Genomic DNA, 24,791 nt, shown 5'->3' with positions numbered 1-24,791 from the left:
GCCAGCGTTCGTCCTGAGCCAGGATCAAACTCTCCATAAAGTGTTTGACTTGCTCATTCCTTGCTGACGAGAACATTGCTGTTCTCTATATTTGAAGAACTAAGTTCTTCACTCACTCGTTGTTCAGTTTTCAAAGATCAAAGTCTTTTTCGTTGTCGCTGTATCTCTCGCAACAACTCTTATATCATATCATGTTTCTTTTTATTTAGCAAGCACTTTTTTTCAAGAAGTTTTTCTTGTTTTACCAACCCGCTAATATATTCTCATGATACTTTTTATTGCCACTCATTAGCGACAACTCTTATAATATATCATGTATTTATTTTTTCGTCAACACTTTTTTTCGAAAGATGATTTAGATCATTTTTCTGAAAATAAGATGCTAACCTTACTCATTAGTGAGTAGTTTATCCCGCAAGCGGAACGTTTTATAATTTATCATATTTCCCTGAGAGTCGTCAACTATTTATTTAGCATTTTATTATAGTATTATTCAAGCAGTTCTGTGACTGCTTGATTTGTTCATTTTTGATAATTGGTTTATATTGTGGCGGGATTATATTGGACTTTGATTGTTTTAACTTCATCCATGATATTAGCGCACTATTATAGTACACTGCCTATTCAATTATTCTTTTTTCAGCTATCTTTCTTTGGTTATTCTCTTATTAGTTACTCGTATATTGACTTGGTTATGAGTTGTCCGGGCTATAATGTAACTTTTGGGCTTGGGATTAACTGATCCAGTAACGGATCTCTCTTTCACCACCAGGTTGAGGTATCCAGGTCACGGTCTCACCGATCAAGGATCGATATACGAGCTTGCGCACTACTGTGGATAGGGCATTGCCGACATGACTGAGTTCGGGATGCTGAATTAACTCTTCTATACTCCACGGCTGTTTTCTGCTTCGGAGCACTCGGAACAATATAGCAGAGCATTCCTGCATTTTGGACATAACGGAGAATTCACAGGCCAGCAGAACCAGTTCTACTCTCTGCTCCATCGTCTCCATACTGAACGCCAGCTGCTCATACAGCTTGTAGACATCAAGCTTTTGCTTTTGGACCTGTTCCCAGACGGCTGATTCGGGGTAGATTCCTTTTTCGCACAGTTCGAGCTTGGCCCAGTGTTGAAGTGCCTGAAATATGCAGTTGTAGGCATCCATCGTCTGCTTGTTCTGCATATGATAACGCGCTTCTACATACAGGGTGAGAAACAGGCTGAATTCTCTGAAAATACGGCGTTCCGCCAGAGGGCCTGCCATTTCCTTGAATTGGCTCCTCAACCGCTCTACTTCACCATCAGTATCCCAGATGACTTCTCCCTTGATAAACTGCTCGACGATGCGGCGCTGCTGGCCGGCAACTGCGTAATTTTCCATTAGTTCACGATCTATATAAATGACCTGAATATGGGTGTTGGAAATATCCATACGGTGTTCTATAAACTCTTCCTCATGATCCTGACGACAGACAACAATAATCAATACTTCAAAATCATGCAACAGTGAACCGTTAAATTGACTGCCTTTGCTTTTGGATGCTACCGCTCCGACTACTTTACGGTTATTAAAGCTTTCATTCAGAAACGAAAGATTGGTTAATTCCACATGATCCTCCCTTATCTGCCCGGGGGTTAATATATTTTTGAATTCTTTTGACTCAGGGTTAACTTCTACATTTTGGAATACCTTTCCTGCCTGAGTACATTAATTTTTCATATTCGTCAAAAAAAGACCGGATAAGCAAAGTGCTTATCCGGTCTTTTTCTGTGTGTTATTTGTGCATTTTTTTACTTAAATGTAGATAGGGTCTCCCAGGCGCGGTCATCTCCGAGGCTGCGGGTCCATGAGGCAACTCCCCCCAGCTGGAGCTTACGGGCGAGCTCTACTCTGGCTGCGAGTGATACTTCATCCTCAATCCAGATTTTGTACGTAGCGCCTTTTTCCTTATACTCGACATAGTTCTGACCTGCTGCTTGATCAAAACGCGGTTTTAACTTTTTCTCGGTCAACAGCTTGGCAATGCTCTCCATGCCGACTGCCTTGGAGGAGACTTTGGTGGCTCCATTCTGGGATTTCTCGGTCCATATCCGGGTATACAAAGGGATGCCCAGTATCAGCTTGTCAGCTGGAACCTTATCTTCTTCCAATACACGTCTCATGGCTTTCTCCGTCCAGTTCAGTGAAGCGACAGAGCCTGCTATTGGGCTGGCTGCCCAGTGTTCGTCGTAGGCCATAACCATCATATAATCGAGCGAAGGCGCCAGCGATTCCCGATCGAGAAATTTGGACCAAAGCTCGCTGTTCGATTTGGGCGTCACATCCATTGACAGCACCAGACTATGCTGGGCTGCCAGCGGCTTCAGTTCACGGATAAACTGAGTAACATTGGGACCATCGGATGTATGCACACTCTCAAAGTCGATATTGATGCCATCCAGCTGGTATACCCGGGCATACTCTATCATTTGTGCAATAATATGCCTGCGGTTCTCGTAACTGGACAGTGCTTTTGTCGTGCGGTCTGCATTAAATCCATTACTAAGCAGTGCCCAGACTTCAATTCCACGATGATGTGCCCAGTTGACGTACTCCATATCTGCTTTGCTTCGTATATTTCCCGAGTCATCGATAATCTCAAACCAGGTAGGACTTATTACATTCACCCCCGGCAGTTCACCGATGGTATGCGGATCGCGCCGTTTCTCGTATACTGCCTCCCAGGTCAGATTAACCTTTTTGCCCTTCCATTCGGTCTGTACACGGTTATCCGGGATGTTGGGAACGGGTATGGTCGTTAATTCGCCCATTCGGATTTGGCTGCGCTGCATATAACCGGTGATTCCGTTATCGAGCTGTACTTGTACCCACTCGTCGCCGGACTGCCATATTCTCAAATGCGCTCCATCTGGTACATCTGTATATATCGGTGCGTGAAGGCTGGCTTCACTGCGAAGTGGAAGCGTACTGCTGCTATTTTCCGCGGCGGCACTGGCATATTGAATTCGATCTCCTGCACGCATCAGAATCACAGCTCCGGTATCGGGATCTTCATGTACATCGATATGATAGATCTGCTTGAGCGGAGCAAGCGGAATATACAGCAGATCCTGCTGCTGCTCGGGAGCGACACGAAGCTGGAGCGGCTTCATGTTAAGCTCTGCAGCGGTACTGCCCTGCTGGAGATGCATAATATTATTGCTGGATGTCAAAATAATCGACTGGGTAGCTTGTTCATACCGAATATTGGGATCTACCTCTTGCTGAAGTACGGGTAAAGGAAGCTGCAGCGAATCTCCTGTCCCCTGCGCCGAATAACTCATCAGCTCGCCTTTGACAAAGATTGGCTTGTCGATTCCTTTCCAATCCGGATCTTCATGAAACGGGTTAGGAATAAAAATATAAACAGCTGCTGTTACTGCTATAAGGAGTATCCATACGATCCACCAACGTCTGACTCTACGACTTCTATTCGCACGTGCTCGCTTCTGTCTGCTCAATACAGCCTCCTGTATGTAGTTGTGTCGTCTGATTCTAATAAAAAAGCAGCACAGGATATCCTGATCCCGTGCTGCTGGAATTAACCTTACTTTAGATCTCTGCAATCGGTGCAAATTCCATACAATTCCATCCGGTGACCGGAAATCTGAAAGCCTGTATGCTGTTCTGCCTGATTTTCTACTTCCCGAAGTGAAGGGTAATTAAAATCTTCAATTTTGCCGCATTGCTCACAAATAATATGATAATGCTCGGTTACGTTCGCGTCAAAACGGCTGGAACTATCTCCATATGTCAGTTCACGAACCATTCCTGCTTCAATAAACATTTTCAAATTATTATACACCGTCGCAACACTCATACTGGGAAACCGCGGTTCCAGTGAACGGTAAATCTCATCAGCGGTCGGGTGCTCCATGGACTCCAGCAAATAGGCGAGTATGGCATGACGCTGTGGTGTAATCCGTACTCCACTGGTCTTTAGCTGCTCGAGTGCATGTTGAACACGTGTTGTCATCTGGTCCACCGCCTTGTTGAACTACGCAAATTAAATTCCTGCCTGACTGTCATCCATCAATACGAACCTGCAGGTCAGCTATTGCCCTTCACATTGTAAAGGTTGCCGAAGAAGCTTGTCAACGCTGCTCAAAGCAATCCATTCAAGGTAAATCTTGAACAGAAAAGGACGGAAAACAATGGATTATGGTGATTCCGATTCTGCAGGCGAGTTGACGGATGATGGCTCTGAATCGGCCGGTGAATCCGCTGATGGAGAAGGTACCGAATCGGCCGCTCTCCTTGCATCATTATTTTCTGACGAGGTGCCGGTATTGTCTGGCGATGTGCTGTCAGCATCTCCATTACCGGAAGAAGGAGCAATTTGCTGCTGGTCGTTATCTTTGATAATGGAATCCGTATTGTGCAGCACATTCAGATCGCCATTGCCATCTACGCGAACCGTATGATCATCGGTGCCGAATGTTCCGCTGATCGTTTTATTTTTTACTTCCAGCGGCAGATCGGTTCTGATCGTACCATAGCTGTTGGAGCCGGCAATTTTGTAGTTGCCGGTAGCCGGCAGATACAGATTGATAACACCTACTGCACTATAGACAGACCAGTCTCCGCCTATGCTGATGGAGCGAAGTTCAATATTGCCATTTAGCGTCTCTGCCCGGATCTCAAAGTTGGCTTCATCTACAAAAATATTACCGTTGCGCGTATTCACATCAATATCGCCCAGTCCCCCGGTCAGAGAGATGTCGCCGACCTGTGTATACAGACGGGCGGCTCCACTAATATCGTTTGCCCGGAACGTTCCCTGGTTGGTATCGGCATTGACATTCCCCAGAATGGATGTGATTTGCATATTACCGTTGGTCGTCTGCGCTTTGACATCACCCAGCAGATCGCGCAATACGAGACCGCCATTACCACTGCGTACCGAGATGCTGCGCAGCGCTTCGATATTGCTCATCATAATCTTGCCGTTGGTCGTCTGTACATTGATATCAAAATGGCGACTGGCCGGCACGGTAATCTCCATATTTACCCGCGGCTGGCGATTACTCGATTCCCCGTAAGAAAGTGTCTCCGGGCGAATATCAATTTCGCGACCTTCGGTAGCATTAATTTTGGTAGACAGAGCAATGGTCTTGGCCTCTTCCCGCTCCACCTCATCGACCCATACGACCGGACGTATCTGAATCTGATCGACATTACCGGAATGAATAAGGAGATCACCGTTAATGCCTTCCACGTTCAGTTCATCCGTCTCTTCCGTGATTGGGACAGTAATATTATCCAACTCGGTCCGTGTTCCGGAAGCTTCACTGAATTCGGCCGAGGCTGCGGTCAGGTCGAGACTGACCCGGCTCCATAAATACAAATACTGATTTTGCTCAGTAACCAGAAAAATGGATACTGCTGCCAGCAGCGCAATCAACATGCCCCTGATGTCCATCCGCAGTCTGAATAATCTTCGGCGGGATAATACATAGAAAATAATGTATTCCACTCCCCAGACGATAAGGATGACTGGCCACCATTTCAGCAGCCATAACAGCTGTCCGCCATTGGTCCACTGATCAAGGAATACCAGAATGCCGACTGCGATCCAGAGCAGGGAGGCAGTAATTCTGCCGACTCTAATTTTTGTGGGCATGAATCGCACCTCCTGTCTTATCCTGCGATCCCTTATGCAGAGCACGGTAAATGCGCAGTCCCTGGAAAACAAGCAGCAGTACGCCAATAAGCAGACATACGAATGCGGTCAGATAGCCTCCCCAGAAACTAACGATATTACGCAGCCAGTAAGGGCGCAGCAACAGGACACAGATCATCGCTCCCTCCAGAATAAGCAGCAGTCCAAAACTTATTCCGCGCAGGCCGGCGTACGGCCTATTTTTCTTTTTGAAAGGAACAAAGGCACGTATATGCTCATTGATCCAATCGGTGGATTGCAGTACATCATATACGTTGTAAAAGTAAATGACCGGTACCAGCAGGGCCAACAGACCCAGGAACGGCAGATTAATCTGAATACCCTGAGAGGTAAAATAAAAGAGTGCTGTAATATCCAGCAGCAGCAAAGCGATAAACTGAATGCCCTTCTGAGCCAGTCCAAGATAAATATGACCAAAACCCGGTAAAATCGCTGCAAGCAGCACGGCAATAAATTTGCGCTTAAGCGGGAGTCTGGACGGGGAGTTCGCCATGTTGATTCCTCCTTCCATACCGCTGATAAGCAGGTATGTTCGATAATGTCTGTGAATGGGCTGCCAGCCGATCAACAAGCTCTCCCATTTTTACTCGATGGAGACTGCAGTGACTCCCTCGATTTTTTGCATACGGCTGATCATATCCATCGGATTGTACTCATGATGAATCTCTACATTCATCCGCAGCTCGGTGAGCAATGTTTCCGAGGACAGGGTATGACCACTCCGTTCTTTAATAAAGGTGATTCTCTTGATCGTAATATTCTCGGCGTACAAAAATTTGGATACCCGGTCAAGTGTCAGTACACCTGATATGCCTTCAATGGTAATGGAATGCGCTTTGCTGCGGCGAATATAGCGCTGCTCGACAATATTTAGCACCCACAGATTCAGCAGCACCAGCAGCGTGGATACAAACGCGGCAAAGTAAAACCCTGCCCCAATTGCCAATCCGATCGCTGCCACCACCCAGAGTGAAGCCGCAGTCGTCAGACCGGTAATTGCCTTGCCGGTAAACAGAATGGTTCCTGCCCCGAGAAACCCGATCCCGGAAATGACCGCCGTCGCCAAACGCGCCGGGTCGATACGCACATTGGTCTCATGGATAAAATCGGCAAATCCGTATACGGACAGCATCATAATCAGCGCAGAACCGACACAAACCAGTATATGGGTGCGCAGGCCGGCCGCATGACTGGAACGTTCCCGTTCCCAGCCGATCAGTCCGCCCATCAGCATCGCAGCCAGCAGGCGGAACAGAATACTCAGGTTATCAATGAACCAGGGATTGGCCATACTTGTAATTACACCTCCTGTTAATTCGTGATGTCGGGATTATGACGGTGAAAAGTCGTCAGTTCCACACCAGGCGCTACTTCAAAAGACTCGATCGGCTGGAATCCATACTTGCGGTACAAGCCAACTGCCGGTTCGTTCTTCGTGCCTGTCGACACCATATAAAGCGGTACCTGCGGATACTGTTCAAATACATAAGACAGCAGCTGACTGGCAATGCCACGTCCGGAAGCTGCCGGATGCACCATCATACGTGAGACGGTGATTGTATCTGGCTTCTCCTCCTCTACAGCCACTACGCCCTGAATTTCTTCCTCCTCATTAAAGTACCCATAAAACGTCTCACCGCAGCGGCGAATACTCTCTACAGTATCCATAAGCGGCGGAAGTTCCTTGACCCCAATCAACTGAGCTTCCATCCGGTAGGCAATATGCTGCAGCGCCCAGATCTGTCTTACAATATCATCATCTTCCAGTGAGCATTGGCGTATCATGGTCGGTGTCTCCTCTCACGGTCAGCGGCAGCCTGATGACATGCCGGACCAGCCGTGGTTATTTTAAAAAGGACATGCCCCGATTGGCATGTCCTCTAATGATCTGTATGTCGTAAATCCCTGTAAAATTATACGCTGTATTTAGCGTGGCAGCAATTCGGCCAGCAGCTGGTTAACCATGCCGGGATTGGCTTTGCCTTTGCTCTGCTTCATGACCTGCCCGACCAGGAACCCGATCGCTTTATCTTTGCCTGCCTGATAATCGGCAACGGACTGCGGATTGGCAGCGATCACTTCCTGCACGATCGCTTTGATCGCACCTTCGTCACTGATCTGGGTCAGACCTTGTTCTTCAACAACCTGCTGCGGGCTTTTGCCGGACTGCAGCATTTCCTTGAATACGGTTTTGGCGATTTTGTTGCTGATCGTCCCTTTTTCAATCAGGCCGATCATCTCGCCAAGTGCCTGGCCGGTCAATGGTACTGCGGAAGCTTCGAGGTTGTTGGCGTTCAGATAACCGAGCAGTTCACCCTGAATCCAGTTGGCTGCAGACTTGGCATCGCCAGTGTAGTTCAGGCTCTCTTCAAACAGATCGGCCAGCGGTTTGGACGATGTAATGACTGCTGCATCATAGGCAACCAGTCCATACTCGGTCGTATAACGTGCCTGGCGTGCATCAGGCAGCTCCGGAATCGACGCAAGCACGCGGTCTTTCCATTGCTGATCGATATGAAGGGTAACCAGATCCGGGTCCGGGAAATATCGATAATCATGCGATTCTTCCTTGCCGCGCATAGAGATCGTTTTGCCAAGCGCTTCGTCCCAACGGCGGGTCTCCTGGACGACTTTTTCTCCATCATCGAGAATCTGTGCCTGACGCAGCTCTTCATACTCCAGACCACGCTGTACACCGCGGAAAGAGTTCATGTTTTTCAGCTCGGCACGTGTGCCAAGTTCGGCCTGTCCAACAGGACGCAGACTGATATTGGCATCACAGCGCAGCGATCCTTCTTCCATTTTCACATCCGATACATCGCAGTACTGCATGATGGCACGCAATTTCTCCAGATAGGCACGGGCTTCTTCCGGGGAAGAAATCTCCGGTTCCGAGACGATCTCGATCAGCGGTGTACCTACACGGTTAAAGTCAACGAGTGAATCATAACCGCCCGAGCTATGGGTCAGCTTACCCGCATCTTCTTCCAGATGCAGACGGGTAATGCCAATGCGCTTGGTCTCGCCGTTCACTTCAATATCGATCCATCCGTGTTCGCCGATCGGCTGATCAAATTGGGAAATCTGGTAGGCCTTGGGCGAATCCGGATAAAAGTAATTTTTGCGGTCGAACTTGCTGACATCAGCAACCTGGCAGTTCAGTGCCATTGCTGCTTTCATCGCATATTCCACAGCCTGCCGGTTCAGTACCGGCAGCACGCCCGGATGACCGAGGCAGACTGGGCAGGTATGGGTATTGGGCGGTGCTCCAAACGCGGTAGAGCAGCCGCAAAATATTTTCGATTGGGTATGAAGTTCAACGTGAACTTCCAGTCCGACGACTGTTTCATATCTGGCTGTAGACATCGGTAGATTCCTCCTTTTTCACATGGTTTTACAGCTGTGGACGCTGCTGATGGAAATCGGTATTCTGTTCAAATGCATGCGCCACACGCAAAACCGTCTGTTCGTCAAAGGCTTTGCCGATAATCTGCATGCCGACAGGCAGTCCGGAGACAAAGCCGCATGGAATACTGATCGCCGGTACGCCTGCCAGACTCACCGGAATGGTCAAAATGTCGTTCAGGTACATCGTTAACGGATCATTGACCTGGGAACCGAGCTTGAATGCAGTTGTCGGTGCTGTTGGTCCGACGATAACGTCATATTTGGCAAATACGTTGTCAAAGTCCTGCTTGATCAATGTACGGACTTTTTGTGCTTTGAGATAATAAGCATCATAATAACCGGAACTGAGCGCATACGTTCCCAGCATAATCCGGCGCTTCACTTCCGGACCAAAGCCTTCGCTGCGAGACTGATGATACAATTCCAGCAGATTGCCCGGGTTCTCGGCACGCACGCCATAACGAACACCGTCAAAACGGGCCAGATTGGAAGACGCTTCCGAGGAAGCAAGCAGATAATAGGTAGCTACCGCATATTCGGTATAAGGAAGAGAAACCTCTTCCCACTCTGCGCCGAGGTTTTCCAGCACTTTCAGTGCGCTCATGATCGATTCCTTGACTGCAGCATCTACGCCTTCACCGATATATTCGGAAGGAACGGCAATTTTTAGTCCTTTGATATCACCTGTCAGTGCACTGATATAGTCAGGAATATCGACTTTGGCCGAAGTGGAGTCTTTCTCATCGTAGCCGGCAATTGCCTGCAGAACGTAGGCAGAATCTTCCACATTTTTGGTGATGGGGCCAATCTGGTCAAGCGATGAGGCAAAGGCTACAAGGCCGAAGCGGGATACAAGACCATACGTAGGCTTGAGTCCCACTACGCCGCAATAGGACGCCGGCTGACGAATCGAACCGCCAGTGTCGGAGCCAAGGGTGAAATATGCTTCACCCGCTGCGACTGCCGCTGCGGAACCGCCGCTTGAACCACCGGGTACATAATCCAGGTTCCACGGGTTGCGTACCGGCATAAAGCTGGAATTCTCGTTGGAACCGCCCATGGCAAATTCGTCCATGTTCAGTTTGCCGAGCGTGACGGAATCCGCCAGCTGAAGCTTCTCCATAACAGTCGCATTGTAGATCGGATCATAATTACGCAAAAATTGACTGGCACAGGTCGTACGCAGTCCTTCGGTTACGATATTGTCCTTGATTCCTGCCGGCAGACCGAACAGCAGACCGCGTGCTTCGCCGCTCGCCATTTTCTTATCAAGTGCAGCCGCTTGGTGTTGGGCTGCTTCCTCATCCAGTGTAAGGTATGCCTGGATGCGGTCATCACGCTCGTTAATCGTCTGGAATGCCTGTGCTACAAGATCGGTTACTGCCAGATCTTTGGCATGCAGCCGGTTATGTATTTCATTCAGACTGAGGTCAAATAAAGTCACTTCCGTGTCCTCCTTCAATTCGGGTTACTTGTGGTCAGGCCGCCCGGTGCTATTCCAGAACAGCCGGTACTTTGAACTGTCCATCTTCATCATCGGGAGCATTGCGCAGTACTTTCTCGATCGGCAGACTCTCATGTACCTTGTCTTCACGCATTACATTGCTGACATGCAGCACATGGGTCGTTGGCTCGACATTTTCCGTATCCAGCTCATTCAGCTTTTCCGCATATTTAAGAATGGCATCCAGCTGCGCAGTGAACATTTCTTTCTCTTCTTGATTCAGATCGAGACGCGCCAGTCTGGCTACATGTTCCACATCCTGAATATTAATGGTCATTGATAAACCCTCCTTCAATCCTGTACCGGTCTCCCACCAACTGTGCGCCATTCATGGATCAATGACTGCCTGTCCAAATGACGGGTGAACCCGGCGGGAAATAACTTTTTCCATTATAGGTTACATACCCGGACAATTCAATCCGTTAAAGCGACAGCAATAAAAAAAGAGCCGGCAGCGCCGACTCTTTTAAATCCAAGCACGCAGATTGATTTGTTTGACGAAATCAGCCTGTGTACTTTTATCTGTTAAAGGTTCTTCAGGTACCGGAAGTTCCTCACCATTCATCACTTGAAAAAATAACTTCTCATTGTGTGTTGCCAGAGCATAATCGATCAGCGCCTCGCGTCCGACTCGTTCAGCTTCCTGCTGCAGTAATTTCTCCTCCGGCTCAATATCGCCAGCCGGCACAAAAAAGTTACGGTTTGCTTTAGGAATACGAATGACATAATCGAAGGCATTATCAGGGTTACGGTCATATGCAATTATATATCCATAATCTCCTACAGGCAGATTTTGCTCAAAGGTATCAGTGACAACTACGACTTTTTCTCCCAGATGCAGCATCGTCTATCTCCCCCTAGCTTATCTCCTTATTTGTACATCCTACTACAATAAGTAAGTGGTGTCCACTTTTATCCTGAAAATTACATCTTAATACCCTTGTGAAAAGTACATTTTATTAAGTACGTCTGAAGAGGTCGATTGGTGTCATTTTATTACCAAAATAAAACAAGCAGGCTGGAATGGAAATCCGGCCTGCTTGTCTGGTTTGTCGGTAATTCGCGAGTAATGATTGGCAAAAGGCAGTCTGTACAGCTGACAGATGCTATTGCGCCATTTTTTTGCATATTCGTGCAGAAGCCTGTTACTCAGCCAGGAACATAAGGATTGCCGGCTTTCTCGGCACCTATCGTTGTTCTCGGTCCATGACCCGGATAGACTTTGGTCTCATCGGCAAAACGATACAAAACGGTACGAATCGAATCGATCAAATCACGTTCACTGCCACCGGTCAGGTCAGTTCGTCCTACACCCATACGGAACAACACGTCACCGGAGAACAACTCCGTTCCGCAAAGGAAACTGACGCTGCCCGGCGAATGGCCGGGTGTATGATACACGGTAAACGTATGATTGATCAGCTCCAGCTTTTGCCCTTTGTCCAGCGCATATTCGGCAGGCTCTGCAGTGATCGGAGGCGTCACATCCGGCCACATGGCCGAACCGTTAAGCCGTGGATTGGTCATCCATTCCGCTTCCAGGTCATGCAGATAGACCGGACAGTTATAATGCTGGCGCATCTCCTGAACCCCGCCCATATGATCAAAATGGGCATGGGTCAGCAAAATGGCTTCAATCCTAAGCTTCAGCGTATCGATACGGCGGATCAGTGAACCGGGGTTCATGCCCGGATCGATGACAACTGCCCGCTGATTGTCTTCTGCGATAAGCAGATAGGCATTCGTCTGCAGCGGCCCCAGCGAAAAAGTCTCTATTTTAAACAAAGCCATTCACACTCCTGATAATAATTCATGCAGTTCACGGATCACCATCGCATGGGAAGCGGCACCTTCACCATAGCGCTCCAGCATGGCCTTGCGTACCTCGGCCATTTTATCCTTGTAATCCGGTGCTTCGCGATCCGGATTCTCTTCGCGGAAAGCGACCATCAGCTCCTGTACATGCTCTGGACGCGGTCCCCATTGTCCCAGCACGTGACCGCCGGTATCGGTAATAATCACAATCGGTACGGAGCGTCCGCCCATAGTCAGATATTCATCCATCACATCCTGATGCTCTTCCAGAATCAGCACCCGGGTCGGAATATCCGCTTCCTCAAATGCCCGGAATACGACCGGAATATTACGTACCACATCGCCGCACCAGTCTGCTGCAATAATAATGGAGCGCAGGTCATCGCGGTGACTGAGCAATTTGAAAAATTCATGGTCATCCAGATCCGTCCAGTTGAATAAGGTATATCCATCATGGAACGCTTCCTTGTTCTGTGTCATGCCCTCCATAAACTGCTCGGGCGTGATAGCTACTTCCCACTTGTCTGCCAGATTGCGCTTGCTCATCGATTCCGCCGCCTTTCGGATGGATTTATTTCTTTTTCATCTTCCTTTTAACCAAAAAGTAGGATGCCAGCAGCACAACCGCTACAATCAGAATCGGCGTCGTATACTTGCTGGCGATCTGATCGATGTTCTCCCACTGGCTGCCCAGTACCATACCGAGGTAAACGAACAAGGCAGACCATGGAATAACCGCCAGCGTCGTCAGGATGATAAAGCGGGCATGCGACATCTTGGTAATGCCTGCCGGAATGGAAATCGCGTGGCGTACGACCGGAATAAAACGGGCCGTAAAAATAACGCCGGTTCCATACTTTTCGAACCATTCTTCCGCATGATCGATATGGCTTTTCTTGATCAGGATGTACTTGCCGTACTTTTCCAGAACGGGACGTCCGCCGTAGCGACCGATCCAGTAAATGAACAGCTGGGCAATTACGCCGCCGATGGTACCAAAAGCCACCGCTCCAAAATAGTTGATACTGCCTGTGGATACAAGAAATCCTCCATAAGCCAGTACAATCTCGCTCGGAATGACCTCAATCATCAGACCCAGCATAATGCCGGCATAGCCGAGCTGTTCTACCCAGTGCAATAGTTGTGAAATAATATCAGAAATAATCTCCACCAGTCCTCCTTCAGTATGGTTGCATTCCTGTCTCTATATCAGGCCTATGTATTCCCAATGAATCAAGCGCTGTGCCCTCATGATGTCCTCACATATTTTAGCACAGGGTATGAACATGGGCTAGTTTTAAGCGCACATGTTCATACCCTGTACAGACAAAGATCAAGATAGTGCCGAAAATATCAGGCTTGGATGAAGTTTACTTTGGGGTATCATAAAAAACGGACTGCCCAAACAAGCAGTCCGTCGGTGTAGAGATAAGTCTGAATAGTGATACAGATACTATCACGCTAAAGATACAGGTTCCAGAGAATAACTTCCATCGAACCTGAAAGAACAACTTTAACAGTGTGTAGTTCACTTTCCAATACTGTACGTTTGGCTGAAAAAGACCTGACATAGGAAAATTAGCCTTACTACAGTAGCATCGTTGGCATTTTACAGGGTTGCTTCACTGGTCTGCTCCTGTGGAAGCAGATCACGGCAGACGTTCTCCAGATACGGGCTGGCCTGCAGCATGCTGCGGAATACGCTGTACTCCTGCCACATCGTCGTTATGTCTCCGGCAGAGCCTTTGACCGCACGGATTAGAATGTTTTTGGGCGTATGCTCCATATCGATAAATTCAAGCAACTGGGTGCGGTAACCCATTAGATCCAGCAGTTTGGCACGGATCGCATCAGTAGCCAGCGCGGAAAAGCGCTCCTTGAGTATGCCATGGGACAACAGCGGACTGAGAGCATCGTTCTCCACCTGGCTGAACAGCTCATGCTGGCAGCACGGTACAGAGAGAATCACAGAAGCATTCCAGCGCACTGCTTTTTCCAGTGCTGCATCGGTTGCCGTGTCACAGGCATGCAGGGTAACGACCATATCAACCTGATCCAGTTCGTTGTAATCCGCGATATCGCCGACAAGGAAGCGCAGCTTGTTATAATTCAGCTTGTCGGCCAGCTGGCTGCAGTGCTGGATAACATCTGCTTTTAGATCGAGTCCAACAATACGCAGCGGCCGACGCTGCTGAATGTTCAGATAATGATACAGCGCAAATGTCAGGTACGACTTGCCGCAGCCAAAGTCCACAATCGTCAGTTCACGGTCTTCCGGGAGGGAAGGCAGTATATCCTGCACCATTTCCAGGAAACGGTTGATCTGGCGGAACTTGTCGTACTTTTTAGCGAATACTTTGCCGTCTGCATTCATAATGCCCAGTTCAACCAAAAATGGCACCGGCTCGCCTTCATCCAGAATGTAGCGTTTTTTGCGGTTATGATTGAGATCGGCTTCGGTCTTGGTCGCCGTCTTGGTCAGGATGGACACTTTGTACTTCTTGCTGATCAGCACCTGATAATCCGCTTCGGTCGTGCACAGCAGTCCCTGGCGCATACACTGCTCGAACAATTCCATTAGCGGATGCTCCGCTTCGGCGGCAGGCACGTTCTCATGAGTGACTTTATTATTGTAATGATAAGTAAACTGGTAATGCAGCTGCTTTTTGAGTTCAACCGGCTTAATGATGACTTTGTTAAATGCATCGGGTTCCCGTTTGCGGCGCTGACTGAGCGTCGCTGAGATCAGCTCACCGCTCTCGATCAGCTCGTGAATCAGTTTCTGGAGTGAATCCATGATGTACAATCACTTTCTTTCCTTTTCAATTTTGCAGCCGGGCATGCGCCGCTTCAATATCTGCCCGCGTAATGCCGCCCTGCTGCAGCTCTTCATCGCTTTTACGGAGCATGCGCTCGTAAAAGGCATTACCGGTCTGTTGACCCTCTGCAGAGTCCAGTTCGGTCAGACGGCGAAGGGCATCCACCGCATTATCATAATAGCCTTCCTGCTCTTCATATTCCACCATCAGTTTCTCTACAGCAGCAGGAAGTACGTATTCTTCCAGCTGGTCAAGCAGCTCATCCATATGCTGAGGATAATCCAGCAGACTGCGATCTGCTCCATGAACGGCGCTGTACAGGAACAGATGCAGGGATTTGATTCGGCGTACGACTGTATCCTCCTCATGACCGCCAGCGGCATAAATATCCGCTTCGACCTTGATCATACGTGCCAGACCCTGTAACTGGTCCACCTCGACGGTCGGACCGACGCGGAACATATCAATCACTTCATCGGTCGGCATACGGTTAACGAGTTCGCTGTTCAAACGAAAGTTTTTGCGCATCAGATCATCGACTTCCCACAACGCTTCCGTATATTTCTTTTCTTCCTTGAGTCCGAACGCTTTGGAGATCATGCTGGCCATATCCTCGATCATGCCCATGAGGTAGTCTTTTCTGAACATTTCTATCCCGCCTTCAGTATAATTCTATAGTGATATTTATTTTAAAAATCGGTCAATGACGGATATAAGTTCCTGTGGGGCCTCCAGCATACTCATATGCCCTGCACCCGGAATGACTACGGCAGTAATCTTCTCTCCTTCGGCAGTAAACAATCGTTCTGCCGGTACAATAGCATCACGTTCACCCGCAACAAGCAGTACTGGAAGAACCGAAGAAGCGATCACCGACCGCCGATCCGGACGCTCACGCATCGCCATGGCTACGCCGCATGCTCCCTGAGGCGGCGTATGGTATCCGATCTCCCGTGCTTTCTGTACAGCCTGCGGCAAAGCAGTCACCGAGTCAGGCGCAAATAATCCTTCAATAAATCCGTCCACAAAAGCGGCTACACCTTCACTGTTGATTTTGGAAACGGTCTGCAGGCGCTTCTCCCGGGCTTCCGGTGAATCTTCATAACCGGTAGAATGGACCAGCCCCCATGCTTTTAGATAACCGGAATACTGTTCGGCCAACACGAGGGCAATATACCCACCCATCGAATGACCCAGCACGGTTACCTGACTGAGCTCCAGATGATCCAGCAGCCGGATCACATCCTCAGCCATCTGTTCGATCCGGTAGGAACCTTCCGGTGCCGGACTGCGTCCATGCCCGCGCAGATCGGGTACGATACAGCGGTAACGTTTGGACAATTCCGGAATCACTTCATCCCAGTAGGCGGCGCTGCCCATAAATCCGTGCAGCAGCACAAGCGGTTCCCCGGCGCCGGTGTCGGTAAAATAAAGCAGTTCGGACGAATGCTGAATATGCTGGTTCATAAGTGTGTACCTCCAATACAATTGGTCGAAAATGTATACGAATTGTTTATCTATAATAGTTGAATTATATTCAATACCGCATAAGAATAAGATACTCTTCACTGACGTATCGTCCTTTTATTGCCTGGCATACCGAATTAATCGGTCACGCCAAGTCCGCGGACTGCCGCTTCCACAACATCCTCTGCCATCTTCATCACCTGACGCAGTGAAGTGGTCTGCAGTGTCCAATAGGGCTTGGGTCCATTCTCATTGACGATCGCTGCGATGCTGTACGTGCCCACCCCCGGAAATTTGCCTCCGACAGACAATGCCGGAAATAAAGGTTCTTCTCCAATGCTGTAGAGACCGACCGAACGCGAATGGCCCAGACAGGCATCTATCGCAATAATCGTCAGATCGTCGGATATCTGCGGAATGCGTTCATGCAGATTATGCGCATCACAGGGATAATCCATCGTACCCGTAATATTGGGAATCCTGCGTGCCTCCAGCTCGCTGCCGATCAGCGGTCCAAGTGCATCCCCGGTGGAGCGGTCTGTCCCGATACACACAAAGGCAAGTTCATCCAGTCCATGGCGGCTGTGAACCATCCGGAAAAACTGGGTTAATCCATCTGTGTTCACATTACGCCGATTCTGCTGATCATAGGGAAGCAGACTTGATTGACGATTAATCATATAATAGTAGATTCCCTCCTCGAATGTGCGTATCTATAGTAATTTTAACCGATGCGTCCTATTACCGCAAAATATTGGTTCCCTGGCTCTATCCATGGTACAATACAACAAAATCAGCTTTTGTTACAGAAAGGGAGAACGCACCGATGGATCTGTCCCAACACACAACGGAGAATCTGGAAGTTATGATCGAAGCGATCAAAACGAAGCTTCGGATGGCCAGTGGTGCAGCGATGCAGGCTTCTGCTTTTTCGCTGGATCAGTATGAAGATATCTACGAAGTATATGATATTGTCATGAACAAACCGAATTTGAGCATCAGTGAAGTCGAAGCGCTTGTGTCCGAACTGGGACGTCTGCGCAATAAGTAATTCGTATCAAGCCCGTTCCTGTGTAGTCAGGAGCGGGCTTTTTTTGTCTACTTCCTGTTACGTACTTCTCTTTCATCCGTACACAGTTAGCATAACACTAATGATTGTTTGCCGCTAACAGGGTTCAGACGCTGATAGCGGGTTAAATTTAACATAACGATAACAAATGAAAGAAGGCGATTCCTATCTCATCTCCAGCTTTTCCTGACCGTTCAGGACGCAAATTCCCAAATCTGCCATTATGGCTGTTAATCACCCTGGTACTGATTGCAGGTGCAGGCTTTTCCTTTATCCTGCTCAATGTGGCTACCTGGCTCATTCAGAATGCATTCGGTGGTAAGGTTCATATATGGGAAGATGAGTTTCAGCAAAGTGTACGTACGTTCCACGATGAGCCGATACGAACGATCATGCTGTTTTTTACCTATCTTGGCGGTTTTTATTCAACGATGTTTGTATCCCTCGGCTTTGCCCTGCTGCTATCGGTATGGCGCCAGTATCGTGAAGCATTAATGCTGCTGCTTACGTCTGGCGGCGCATGGCTGCTGAATACGTTTCTGAAATCGCACTTCATGCGTCCGCGTCCGGAGCTGGAATTCTGGACTCATGCATCGGGCTACAGCTTTCCCAGTGGACATGCCACGATCGCAGCGGCGATGTATGGGATGCTGTTCTTTATCTGGGCTCGCTATCGCAGGCAAAATCATCGATCCATGGTCATGCCTATCCTCCTCGGAGTATTGCTGATCGCACTGATCGGTATTACACGGGTATATCTCGGTGTACATTATCCGACTGATATTATCGCCGGTTTTGCCAGCGGATTCCTTTGGCTGATTACATGTGCCTATGCCTTATCCCTGTGGCAAAAATCAAGGCCGCAGCAGCCTTTTGACGGTCCAAGGGCTTGAATGCAGAATGTTTCAGGTGAAGGTCCCATGTTTATATACGAAGTAAGACAAACAAGCGAGATAGCCCACTTCAATGATTACGTACCTTCAGCTGAAATGGACTAGCGTACATGTAAAGGAGGCGATCTGCATGTGGGGGATTATTATCAGTATTGTGCTCGCCGTTATTATTGGCTTGATCGGTAACGCGCTCGCAGGCAAGGCAATGCCTGGTGGCATTATCGGAGCTGCGATTGCGGGATTTGTAGGAGCATGGCTGGGTGCCCTGTTGTTTGGTGACTTCGGCCCGAATATCGGTGATTTTGCCATTATACCGGCTATTCTGGGAACTGCTATTTTCGTTTTTCTGCTTGGACTGTTATCTAAAGTGCTCCGACGGGCATCTTAATCTCAGCCAGGCATGATATAAGCCATACCTTTGGTAAGCTGCAACATAATACTTATTACTCCTAGAGAAGCTTCACTTGATATGATATGGCTGGATCTTCGGCTAGTGCCGGAGGTCCGTACGCTACTATACGTACTTTACACTAATTGAAGGAGTGATTGTTCATGAACGAAGCAGAAAAAGAGTACCCAATGCAAAGCGGATCCACATTTATGAAAGGTGTATTTATCGGTGGCCTGATCGGTGCTGCTGCCGCACTGCTCTTCTCCCCAAAACCGGGACGCGAGCTGCGTAGTGACCTGTCCGACAAACTGGCTGTAGCCGGTGAGAAAACCAAAAATGTATATGGTACGGTATCTGATCAAACGATGCAGGCTGCTGGCCTGATCGGTGACAAAACGGTAGAACTGGCAAGCGTTGTAGGCGACAAAGCAACAACAATCGCCCAAACGGTAGCTACCAAAGCAACCGATCTGACAGGCAAAGCCAAATCTTCTATCGGGGTAGGCGAGACTCCCGATCAAGACAGAGCCGATGCCAAAGAAAACATCGTCAAACATGTAGCTGAAGCTTCCAAAAACATCGCTGAAGATGTAAAAGGTGCTAAGGAAGATGTAGCCAAAGAAGTAACCAAAGCTGCTGAAGATGTGAAAAAGGATTCTCAATCGTTAACTTCTTCCGGTTCTTCTACATCTACAGGATCTACAGGTAGCGGTTCTTCTGCTACTACGAGTACAACAGGTTCTGCATCTACATCATCTTCAACTACACCGGGTTCCACAACAACCGGCTCCAACTCTTCTACCAATAACAGCTTTAATACAAACAATAAACGCTAATACACCCTGGATTGACCAAAATAGCCGGCTCATTGCAGTCGGCTATTTTTATGCCCGGTGTGGCTAATTCATATGAGAGCGAGGGAATCCCATGGCTGACAAAGACACCGAATTATCACCCACCTCCCCTGAAGTTGTACCGCCGCCGGATAGTGTGCGCGAGCATCCATTCGAGTTACGTCATGAAGTGAAGCGCCTGAACGAACGCCTCGACCAGCTGACCAAAGCGCTGGACAAAGCAGAAATCCGGGACATCATCGAAAATTACAGCAGTGTCAGACGCCGGCTGATCACCAACTTTATCGCTGGTACTGCGCGCGGTCTGGGTCTGTCGCTCGGTACGATCGTCATTCTGGCACTGCTCGCTTTCATCCTGAGCCAGATGGTCTCCTTGCCATTGATCGGTGACTACATCAGCCAGATCCTCGATTATGTCAAAGCATCCCAGGGCACAGACACCAGCGGAGGCACCGGCTAACTACTGTATCATTTACCCATTACTTTACTTATGTCTGGTATGCAATAGAGCGAAGACAGCCTGGAAAAACATCGAGGTTGGTACATCCTTATTGATCTCATTTAAATTCCTGTGCTTGGATAAAAGGCACCTCTTTCAACGGAGGAATTTTTATCCGAGTAGCAGGAATTTTCTTTTTGAGTTATTCCTATCAATCGGTTTGTATCCATCAATCGCTTCGGAAAGGGATCATTCCGTCGGCCTCTGGAACGATTCCCTTCCCTCCGCTACGCTGCTTTAGCCGACTCTGCTATTTAAAACCAAAAGATAAAGAATGAGCGCATTTGAAGTTTTTATACTTTGAATTTTTTTAGATCTTCAGTGTCTTTAAGTCATGAAGTACTTTTAAGACTTGTAGAATTTTGCTACCTTTAAAACTTCTAAAACTTTTGAAGCTACTGCTTCTACTAAGGATACTGCTCTTAATCCTGTAATGCTTTAATTCTTTGAGGTTTCTAGAAATAAATATGTATCTCCAACTATGGAGCGGAGGAATTGGAATTAGACTCCAGCAGCGAAGCGGCTCTATTTAAGATCGGATATCCTCCGCTGCAAGCGGATATTCAGGATATCTGATCTTAACGAGGGGCAGGAGACTAATCCAATTTCGGAGCGGCTGATTCTAAATACAGTTGATCTCTAGTCATCTCGCCCAAAAGCAAAAGCCCCCACCAAACAGTTAACAGCAGCATTGCCAGCCAACAAGCTCTACAGTATATGAAGCACATAAACTATAAGCAGCCCTGCGAAGGAATTAAAAAAGGTATGCTTCAACCTCCATCCGGAGAATCAAAGCATACCTCAGTCAATTGCCATATCCGACAATTTAATCTTGTACATGTGCAACATTAACCCGATGACGAAGCATTAGACATAATTTGCTTAAGCTTCTCCGTAGCGCGTTTCTGGATCCGCGATACGCTCATCTGGGAGACACCCAGTTTTTGCGCAATCGCACGTTGGGATTGACCTTCCTGGAAGGCAAGCAGCAGTACTTTTTGTTCCTGCTCCTTCAGCTGGCTAAGTGCCTGCTGCAGATCCATCCGCTTCTCTACTGCATCATAATCATTCACGTCTGCACTGATTAACTCACCCAGTGTAGCCGCGCTCTCTTCCTGGGACAGTGGCGAATCCAGAGATACATAATGATAACATTCGCGTCCTGCCAGGACTTCAATCGTTTCTTCCTCGGACAACTCCAAAAAAGTTGCAATTTCCCGCACACTAGGGGAACGTTCCAGCTTGACCGTCAATTCGTCGATCGCCTGCTGAACAAGGGCTCCCTTTTCTTTGATTCGGCGCGGAACCTGTATGTACCACGATTTATCGCGCAAAAAGTTTTTCATATGCCCGATCATACTCTTCATGGCATATGGTTCAAAGGGAATCCCCAGAGAGATATCATACTGCTGCAAAAGACGAATCAATGCCATTTGACCGACCTGGTACAAGTCCTCATACAGGTCCGGGCGGTTACGGGCAATTTTACCCGCAGCCATCTTGACCATCGGCTCGTACTTTTTGATCAGTACAGTCGCAATGTCATTGTCTTTTGTTTGTTGATACTCCCAGATCAGGCCGATCGCCTCGTCCATCGATTCGGGGGGAGTCACTCTTTCACTCATACTCTTTCCTCGCTTAGAGCAAGGCTTTTGGACATGACGACACGAGTGCCCTGGCCAGCAACGTTCTCAATGCTGACATCATCCATCAATGCCTGCATCAGGTAGAAGCCGAGTCCGCCAATCTGGACATCGTTCAAATCTTTGTCATGCAGTGTGCTGTCTTCACCGATACCCCGTACCGATTCGAAGCTCTCCCCTTCGTCTTCGACAGTAATGGATAACGTTTCTTCACCAATTTCGAACGTAACGTCAATATGTCCATCATTTTGCCCATAGGCATACAGCACGGAATTGTTGCATGCTTCAGATACGGCAACTTTCATATCTTCAATATCCTCATATGAAAATCCCATTTTGGAAGCAATTCCGTACAGGTTTAATCGTACTACATCTACAAACTCTGCGGTTGCAGGTAAATTAAGTATTACTTTTTGAGTATCAGCTTTCATGCTATGTTCGATCCTTTCCTAGTGGGAGTTCTCCTGAGGGGCAAAAAACTTGGCAATACCGGTCATTTCAAACAGTTTCTGAATTTGTGGAGGAACTTCTTCAACAGTAAAGCTGGCGTTCATACCGTGCCGTGCTTTGAGGATAGAAAGTAGGATACCGATACCTGTGCTATCAATATATTTCAGGTCTTTCATGTTTACGATGAGATCCTGGCCGGCGTCGCCTACAAGCGGCTCCATAACCAGACGGAAATCAGGCGCTACCGATAGATCCATTTCCCCGCTTAAAAAGACGGTGCATGCGCCTTCTTCGAGTTGGGTTACTGCGTTAAACTTTTCATTTTTGTTAGTAGTCATAGACATTCTCCCCTGAACAATGGTTTCTTTACTAATAACCCAATCTGTTATCTTCTGAAACATGTCACAGATAGCCGATTGGGAAGCCCTTTTGATTATATCCTGATATTTGTATTATATACAATATTTAGTTGTTATGACAACCTTCGTATGAACGGCGCAAATTCAGCCTGTGTTCACTGCTGGCAGCACGGCTTTATTGCGCATTATGTTTGTTATTCGATTATGTCTGAGAAGAATCAATATACCGTCTTTTTGGCTTCGTAATGGGACAGCTCCAATGCATACCGTTCCATCATCGCCTTGACGCTGTTCATCTTGACCGGCTTACTGATATAGTCATCCATGCCTGCTGCAAAGCATCTTCCCTTGATACCTTCCATCACATCAGCAGTCATCGCAATAATTACCGAGCGCTCTCCATTCCCCATCTCGCGTATAATCCGCGTCGCTTCAAGTCCGTCAATATTAGGCATCTGTACATCCATAAAGATATAATCATACGTCTGAGCAGAAGCCATCCGGATCGCTTGATCTCCATCATCCGCAGTATCCGGCTCGTATCCGAGTCTATTGAGCATACTAACCATCAGCTTCTGATTGATCGGATGGTCGTCTACAATCAGAATGTGAGGAATGGAGCTGCTCTTTTGCAGCACATTCACCGGTCTTTCCTCTACATTACCAATTTCCGTCTCCTCCACCGTATATTCACCTACGCAAATGCTAAAGGCGAATACCGCTCCTTCACCAGGTTCCATCTCATTGCAGTCCAGACGGATGTCTCCACCCATCATTTGAACGAGATTTTTGCAAATGGCCAGACCAAGTCCGGTGCCTCCATACTTTCTCGTCATGGACGAATCCAGCTGTGAAAAAGGCTGGAACAACTGCTCCCGCTTCTCCAGTGCAATGCCGATACCGGTATCTTTCACCTTGAACTCCAGCTCCAGCCGGTTATCCCGCTGGCCGACACATTCCACCTCAAGATATACACCACCCTGTTCGGTAAATTTAACTGCATTGGCAGTCAAATTGATCAATACCTGACGCAGACGCGCCATATCCCCGAACAGATAACCCGGTACATTATCTCCGACCCGGTACAACAGTTCCAGGCCCTTTTTGCCAGCTTCGACAGAAAAAAGGCCAAACACTTCGGAAATGCAGCCTTCCAGTGAAAAAGGATGCTCTTCCAGTTCCATTTTACCCGACTCCATTTTAGTAAAGTCGAGGATATCGTTAATGACCATAACCAGCGTATCCGCACTGCTGCGAATAATCTCTGCATAGTCCTTTTGTTCAGGTTGAAGATCAGTCTCCATCAGCAGATCGATCATACCGATAACTCCATTCATCGGCGTCCGGATTTCGTGACTCATCATCGCCAGAAATTCGGTTTTGGCTTTCGCTGCAATCTCTGCAGCTTCCTTGGCACGAACCAGCTCCTGATTCATTTTTTCCAGTTCCAGCGTTTTTTGCTGTAGAAGCATGGACTGTGTTTTATGACGCTTGTTGGTCAGATACATATTTACAAATCCTTCAATCTTGGATTTAAGGATTTGCGGAATAAACGGTTTTACCATGTAATCGATCGCACCCGCAGAATACCCGGCAAACAAATGCTCTGCTTCCTTACTGTTCGCCGATACAAAGATGATCGGAATTTCTTTTGTTTTTTCGCGAGCCTTGATCAGTTTGGCTGTCTCGATGCCATCCATTCCCGGCATTTGTACATCCAAAATAATAACAGCAAATTCATCCTTGAGCAGACAGCGCAGCGCTTCTTCCCCTGAAGTCGCTTTGACGAGATTGTAACGCTCACTCTCGAGAACGGCTTCCAGGGCAAGCAAGTTTTCAGGTCGATCATCTACCAGCAAGATATGAATCGGTTCATGAAACCTCATGGTATCC

The 24,791-nt window shown here is 47.9% G+C and carries 27 protein-coding genes and 1 rRNA gene (1 of these 28 running past the window's edge); 5 read left to right on the top strand and 23 right to left on the bottom strand.

The features are described from left to right. The 19 genes from M1D61_RS04305 to yyaC all read right to left on the bottom strand — a co-directional run. Positions 1 to 40 (bottom strand): 16S ribosomal RNA (locus tag M1D61_RS04305) (it extends 1,515 nt beyond the left edge of the window). Positions 41 to 734: 694 nt separating this feature from the next. Continuing rightward, complete coding sequence (locus tag M1D61_RS04300) at positions 735 to 1,613, bottom strand: nucleotidyltransferase-like protein (protein WP_458121310.1); 879 nt, start codon at positions 1,611 to 1,613, stop codon at positions 735 to 737. A gap of 182 nt (positions 1,614 to 1,795) precedes the next feature. Continuing rightward, entirely contained in the window at positions 1,796 to 3,505 is a 1,710-nt protein-coding gene (locus M1D61_RS04295; protein WP_458121309.1) for a glycosyl hydrolase family 18 protein, read from the bottom strand. A gap of 86 nt (positions 3,506 to 3,591) precedes the next feature. Then, entirely contained in the window at positions 3,592 to 4,020 is a 429-nt protein-coding gene (locus M1D61_RS04290) for a Fur family transcriptional regulator (RefSeq protein WP_046216078.1), read from the bottom strand. Positions 4,021 to 4,203: 183 nt separating this feature from the next. Next, positions 4,204 to 5,667, bottom strand: coding sequence for a DUF4097 family beta strand repeat-containing protein (locus M1D61_RS04285; RefSeq protein WP_458121308.1), 1,464 nt, complete (start codon positions 5,665 to 5,667; stop codon positions 4,204 to 4,206). Then, positions 5,651 to 6,220, bottom strand: coding sequence for a hypothetical protein (locus M1D61_RS04280; protein ID WP_458121307.1), 570 nt, complete (start codon positions 6,218 to 6,220; stop codon positions 5,651 to 5,653). The genes M1D61_RS04285 and M1D61_RS04280 overlap by 17 nt, the downstream gene beginning before the upstream one ends. 90 nt (positions 6,221 to 6,310) lie before the next feature. After that, the gene (locus M1D61_RS04275; RefSeq protein WP_458121306.1) at positions 6,311 to 7,018 is read right to left on the bottom strand and encodes an MgtC/SapB family protein; all 708 of its coding nucleotides are present in this window, start codon (positions 7,016 to 7,018) and stop codon (positions 6,311 to 6,313) included. Between the two features lie 20 nt (positions 7,019 to 7,038). After that, the gene (locus M1D61_RS04270) at positions 7,039 to 7,512 is read right to left on the bottom strand and encodes a GNAT family N-acetyltransferase (protein ID WP_458121305.1); all 474 of its coding nucleotides are present in this window, start codon (positions 7,510 to 7,512) and stop codon (positions 7,039 to 7,041) included. A gap of 141 nt (positions 7,513 to 7,653) precedes the next feature. After that, positions 7,654 to 9,093 (bottom strand): Asp-tRNA(Asn)/Glu-tRNA(Gln) amidotransferase subunit GatB, encoded by a 1,440-nt coding sequence (gene gatB / locus M1D61_RS04265; RefSeq protein ID WP_458121304.1) that lies wholly within the window; start codon positions 9,091 to 9,093, stop codon positions 7,654 to 7,656. A 28-nt stretch (positions 9,094 to 9,121) separates the two neighbouring features. Then, the gene (gene gatA, locus M1D61_RS04260) at positions 9,122 to 10,579 is read right to left on the bottom strand and encodes an Asp-tRNA(Asn)/Glu-tRNA(Gln) amidotransferase subunit GatA (protein WP_458121303.1); all 1,458 of its coding nucleotides are present in this window, start codon (positions 10,577 to 10,579) and stop codon (positions 9,122 to 9,124) included. 49 nt (positions 10,580 to 10,628) lie between these two features. Beyond that, complete coding sequence (gatC, locus tag M1D61_RS04255; RefSeq protein WP_046216083.1) at positions 10,629 to 10,916, bottom strand: Asp-tRNA(Asn)/Glu-tRNA(Gln) amidotransferase subunit GatC; 288 nt, start codon at positions 10,914 to 10,916, stop codon at positions 10,629 to 10,631. Between the two features lie 189 nt (positions 10,917 to 11,105). Then, positions 11,106 to 11,483: a hypothetical protein gene (locus M1D61_RS04250; protein ID WP_046216084.1), complete on the bottom strand. Its 378-nt coding sequence runs from the start codon at positions 11,481 to 11,483 to the stop codon at positions 11,106 to 11,108. 305 nt (positions 11,484 to 11,788) lie between these two features. Then, a complete protein-coding gene (locus tag M1D61_RS04245; protein ID WP_458121302.1) occupies positions 11,789 to 12,430 on the bottom strand; it encodes an MBL fold metallo-hydrolase in 642 nt (213 codons plus the stop codon). Beyond that, positions 12,431 to 13,000, bottom strand: coding sequence for a thioredoxin family protein (locus tag M1D61_RS04240; RefSeq protein WP_458121301.1), 570 nt, complete (start codon positions 12,998 to 13,000; stop codon positions 12,431 to 12,433). It lies immediately after the preceding gene. Between the two features lie 25 nt (positions 13,001 to 13,025). Continuing rightward, on the bottom strand, positions 13,026 to 13,625 hold the full coding sequence (locus M1D61_RS04235; protein ID WP_046216183.1) for a DedA family protein: 600 nt from the start codon (positions 13,623 to 13,625) through the stop codon (positions 13,026 to 13,028). Between the two features lie 438 nt (positions 13,626 to 14,063). After that, positions 14,064 to 15,251 (bottom strand): class I SAM-dependent methyltransferase, encoded by a 1,188-nt coding sequence (locus M1D61_RS04230; protein WP_458121300.1) that lies wholly within the window; start codon positions 15,249 to 15,251, stop codon positions 14,064 to 14,066. A 25-nt stretch (positions 15,252 to 15,276) separates the two neighbouring features. Continuing rightward, positions 15,277 to 15,921: a DUF6483 family protein gene (locus tag M1D61_RS04225; protein WP_458121299.1), complete on the bottom strand. Its 645-nt coding sequence runs from the start codon at positions 15,919 to 15,921 to the stop codon at positions 15,277 to 15,279. Positions 15,922 to 15,957: 36 nt separating this feature from the next. Continuing rightward, the gene (locus tag M1D61_RS04220; protein WP_458121298.1) at positions 15,958 to 16,740 is read right to left on the bottom strand and encodes an alpha/beta fold hydrolase; all 783 of its coding nucleotides are present in this window, start codon (positions 16,738 to 16,740) and stop codon (positions 15,958 to 15,960) included. Between the two features lie 137 nt (positions 16,741 to 16,877). Beyond that, a complete protein-coding gene (gene yyaC / locus M1D61_RS04215) occupies positions 16,878 to 17,420 on the bottom strand; it encodes a spore protease YyaC (RefSeq protein ID WP_458121297.1) in 543 nt (180 codons plus the stop codon). 146 nt (positions 17,421 to 17,566) lie between these two features. On the opposite strand from yyaC, the gene M1D61_RS04210 reads away from it, so the two are divergent. From M1D61_RS04210 to M1D61_RS04190, 5 genes are all read left to right on the top strand, one after another. Beyond that, on the top strand, positions 17,567 to 17,791 hold the full coding sequence (locus M1D61_RS04210) for a DUF1128 domain-containing protein (RefSeq protein WP_458121296.1): 225 nt from the start codon (positions 17,567 to 17,569) through the stop codon (positions 17,789 to 17,791). A gap of 302 nt (positions 17,792 to 18,093) precedes the next feature. Beyond that, a complete protein-coding gene (locus M1D61_RS04205; protein WP_458121295.1) occupies positions 18,094 to 18,702 on the top strand; it encodes a phosphatase PAP2 family protein in 609 nt (202 codons plus the stop codon). 130 nt (positions 18,703 to 18,832) lie between these two features. Continuing rightward, positions 18,833 to 19,090 (top strand): GlsB/YeaQ/YmgE family stress response membrane protein, encoded by a 258-nt coding sequence (locus M1D61_RS04200; protein WP_046216090.1) that lies wholly within the window; start codon positions 18,833 to 18,835, stop codon positions 19,088 to 19,090. A gap of 164 nt (positions 19,091 to 19,254) precedes the next feature. Then, positions 19,255 to 19,929 carry a YtxH domain-containing protein gene (locus tag M1D61_RS04195; RefSeq protein WP_458121294.1) on the top strand — a complete coding sequence of 225 codons (675 nt, stop codon included), beginning with the start codon at positions 19,255 to 19,257 and terminating at the stop codon, positions 19,927 to 19,929. Between the two features lie 91 nt (positions 19,930 to 20,020). After that, on the top strand, positions 20,021 to 20,407 hold the full coding sequence (locus tag M1D61_RS04190) for a DUF5665 domain-containing protein (protein ID WP_458121293.1): 387 nt from the start codon (positions 20,021 to 20,023) through the stop codon (positions 20,405 to 20,407). An 887-nt stretch (positions 20,408 to 21,294) separates the two neighbouring features. On the opposite strand, the gene M1D61_RS04185 is transcribed toward M1D61_RS04190, so the two are convergent. The 4 genes from M1D61_RS04185 to M1D61_RS04170 form a co-directional block, all read right to left on the bottom strand. Then, entirely contained in the window at positions 21,295 to 22,071 is a 777-nt protein-coding gene (locus tag M1D61_RS04185; protein WP_458121292.1) for a sigma-70 family RNA polymerase sigma factor, read from the bottom strand. Beyond that, a complete protein-coding gene (rsbW, locus tag M1D61_RS04180; protein ID WP_458121291.1) occupies positions 22,068 to 22,520 on the bottom strand; it encodes an anti-sigma B factor RsbW in 453 nt (150 codons plus the stop codon). The genes M1D61_RS04185 and rsbW overlap by 4 nt, the downstream gene beginning before the upstream one ends. Before the next feature lie 18 nt (positions 22,521 to 22,538). Then, entirely contained in the window at positions 22,539 to 22,877 is a 339-nt protein-coding gene (locus tag M1D61_RS04175) for an STAS domain-containing protein (RefSeq protein WP_017814317.1), read from the bottom strand. Positions 22,878 to 23,116: 239 nt separating this feature from the next. Then, positions 23,117 to 24,784, bottom strand: coding sequence for a response regulator (locus M1D61_RS04170; protein WP_458121290.1), 1,668 nt, complete (start codon positions 24,782 to 24,784; stop codon positions 23,117 to 23,119). Positions 24,785 to 24,791: the final 7 nt, after the last annotated feature.

The organism is Paenibacillus sp. Z6-24, from assembly GCF_054161335.1.
The sequence above is the reverse complement of the archived record's forward strand: the minus strand, read 5'-3'. Positions and strand labels throughout refer to the sequence as shown.

Excerpts from the sequence above, each read along its gene's own strand:
- M1D61_RS04210 (WP_458121296.1), top strand. The coding sequence starts at position 17,567 with ATGGATCTGTCCCAACACACAACGGAGAATCTGGAAGTTATGATCGAA.
- M1D61_RS04245 (WP_458121302.1), bottom strand. The coding sequence starts at position 12,430 with ATGGCTTTGTTTAAAATAGAGACTTTTTCGCTGGGGCCGCTGCAGACG.
- M1D61_RS04195 (WP_458121294.1), top strand. The coding sequence starts at position 19,255 with ATGAACGAAGCAGAAAAAGAGTACCCAATGCAAAGCGGATCCACATTT.
- M1D61_RS04230 (WP_458121300.1), bottom strand. The coding sequence starts at position 15,251 with ATGGATTCACTCCAGAAACTGATTCACGAGCTGATCGAGAGCGGTGAG.
- M1D61_RS04250 (WP_046216084.1), bottom strand. The coding sequence starts at position 11,483 with ATGCTGCATCTGGGAGAAAAAGTCGTAGTTGTCACTGATACCTTTGAG.
- M1D61_RS04185 (WP_458121292.1), bottom strand. The coding sequence starts at position 22,071 with ATGAGTGAAAGAGTGACTCCCCCCGAATCGATGGACGAGGCGATCGGC.
- gatC (WP_046216083.1), bottom strand. The coding sequence starts at position 10,916 with ATGACCATTAATATTCAGGATGTGGAACATGTAGCCAGACTGGCGCGT.
- M1D61_RS04280 (WP_458121307.1), bottom strand. The coding sequence starts at position 6,220 with ATGGCGAACTCCCCGTCCAGACTCCCGCTTAAGCGCAAATTTATTGCC.
- gatB (WP_458121304.1), bottom strand. The coding sequence starts at position 9,093 with ATGTCTACAGCCAGATATGAAACAGTCGTCGGACTGGAAGTTCACGTT.
- M1D61_RS04290 (WP_046216078.1), bottom strand. The coding sequence starts at position 4,020 with ATGACAACACGTGTTCAACATGCACTCGAGCAGCTAAAGACCAGTGGA.
- rsbW (WP_458121291.1), bottom strand. The coding sequence starts at position 22,520 with ATGAAAGCTGATACTCAAAAAGTAATACTTAATTTACCTGCAACCGCA.
- M1D61_RS04175 (WP_017814317.1), bottom strand. The coding sequence starts at position 22,877 with ATGACTACTAACAAAAATGAAAAGTTTAACGCAGTAACCCAACTCGAA.
- M1D61_RS04270 (WP_458121305.1), bottom strand. The coding sequence starts at position 7,512 with ATGATACGCCAATGCTCACTGGAAGATGATGATATTGTAAGACAGATC.
- M1D61_RS04275 (WP_458121306.1), bottom strand. The coding sequence starts at position 7,018 with ATGGCCAATCCCTGGTTCATTGATAACCTGAGTATTCTGTTCCGCCTG.
- M1D61_RS04240 (WP_458121301.1), bottom strand. The coding sequence starts at position 13,000 with ATGAGCAAGCGCAATCTGGCAGACAAGTGGGAAGTAGCTATCACGCCC.
- M1D61_RS04285 (WP_458121308.1), bottom strand. The coding sequence starts at position 5,667 with ATGCCCACAAAAATTAGAGTCGGCAGAATTACTGCCTCCCTGCTCTGG.
- M1D61_RS04200 (WP_046216090.1), top strand. The coding sequence starts at position 18,833 with ATGTGGGGGATTATTATCAGTATTGTGCTCGCCGTTATTATTGGCTTG.
- yyaC (WP_458121297.1), bottom strand. The coding sequence starts at position 17,420 with ATGATTAATCGTCAATCAAGTCTGCTTCCCTATGATCAGCAGAATCGG.
- M1D61_RS04220 (WP_458121298.1), bottom strand. The coding sequence starts at position 16,740 with ATGAACCAGCATATTCAGCATTCGTCCGAACTGCTTTATTTTACCGAC.
- M1D61_RS04225 (WP_458121299.1), bottom strand. The coding sequence starts at position 15,921 with ATGTTCAGAAAAGACTACCTCATGGGCATGATCGAGGATATGGCCAGC.
- M1D61_RS04190 (WP_458121293.1), top strand. The coding sequence starts at position 20,021 with ATGGCTGACAAAGACACCGAATTATCACCCACCTCCCCTGAAGTTGTA.
- M1D61_RS04170 (WP_458121290.1), bottom strand. The coding sequence starts at position 24,784 with ATGAGGTTTCATGAACCGATTCATATCTTGCTGGTAGATGATCGACCT.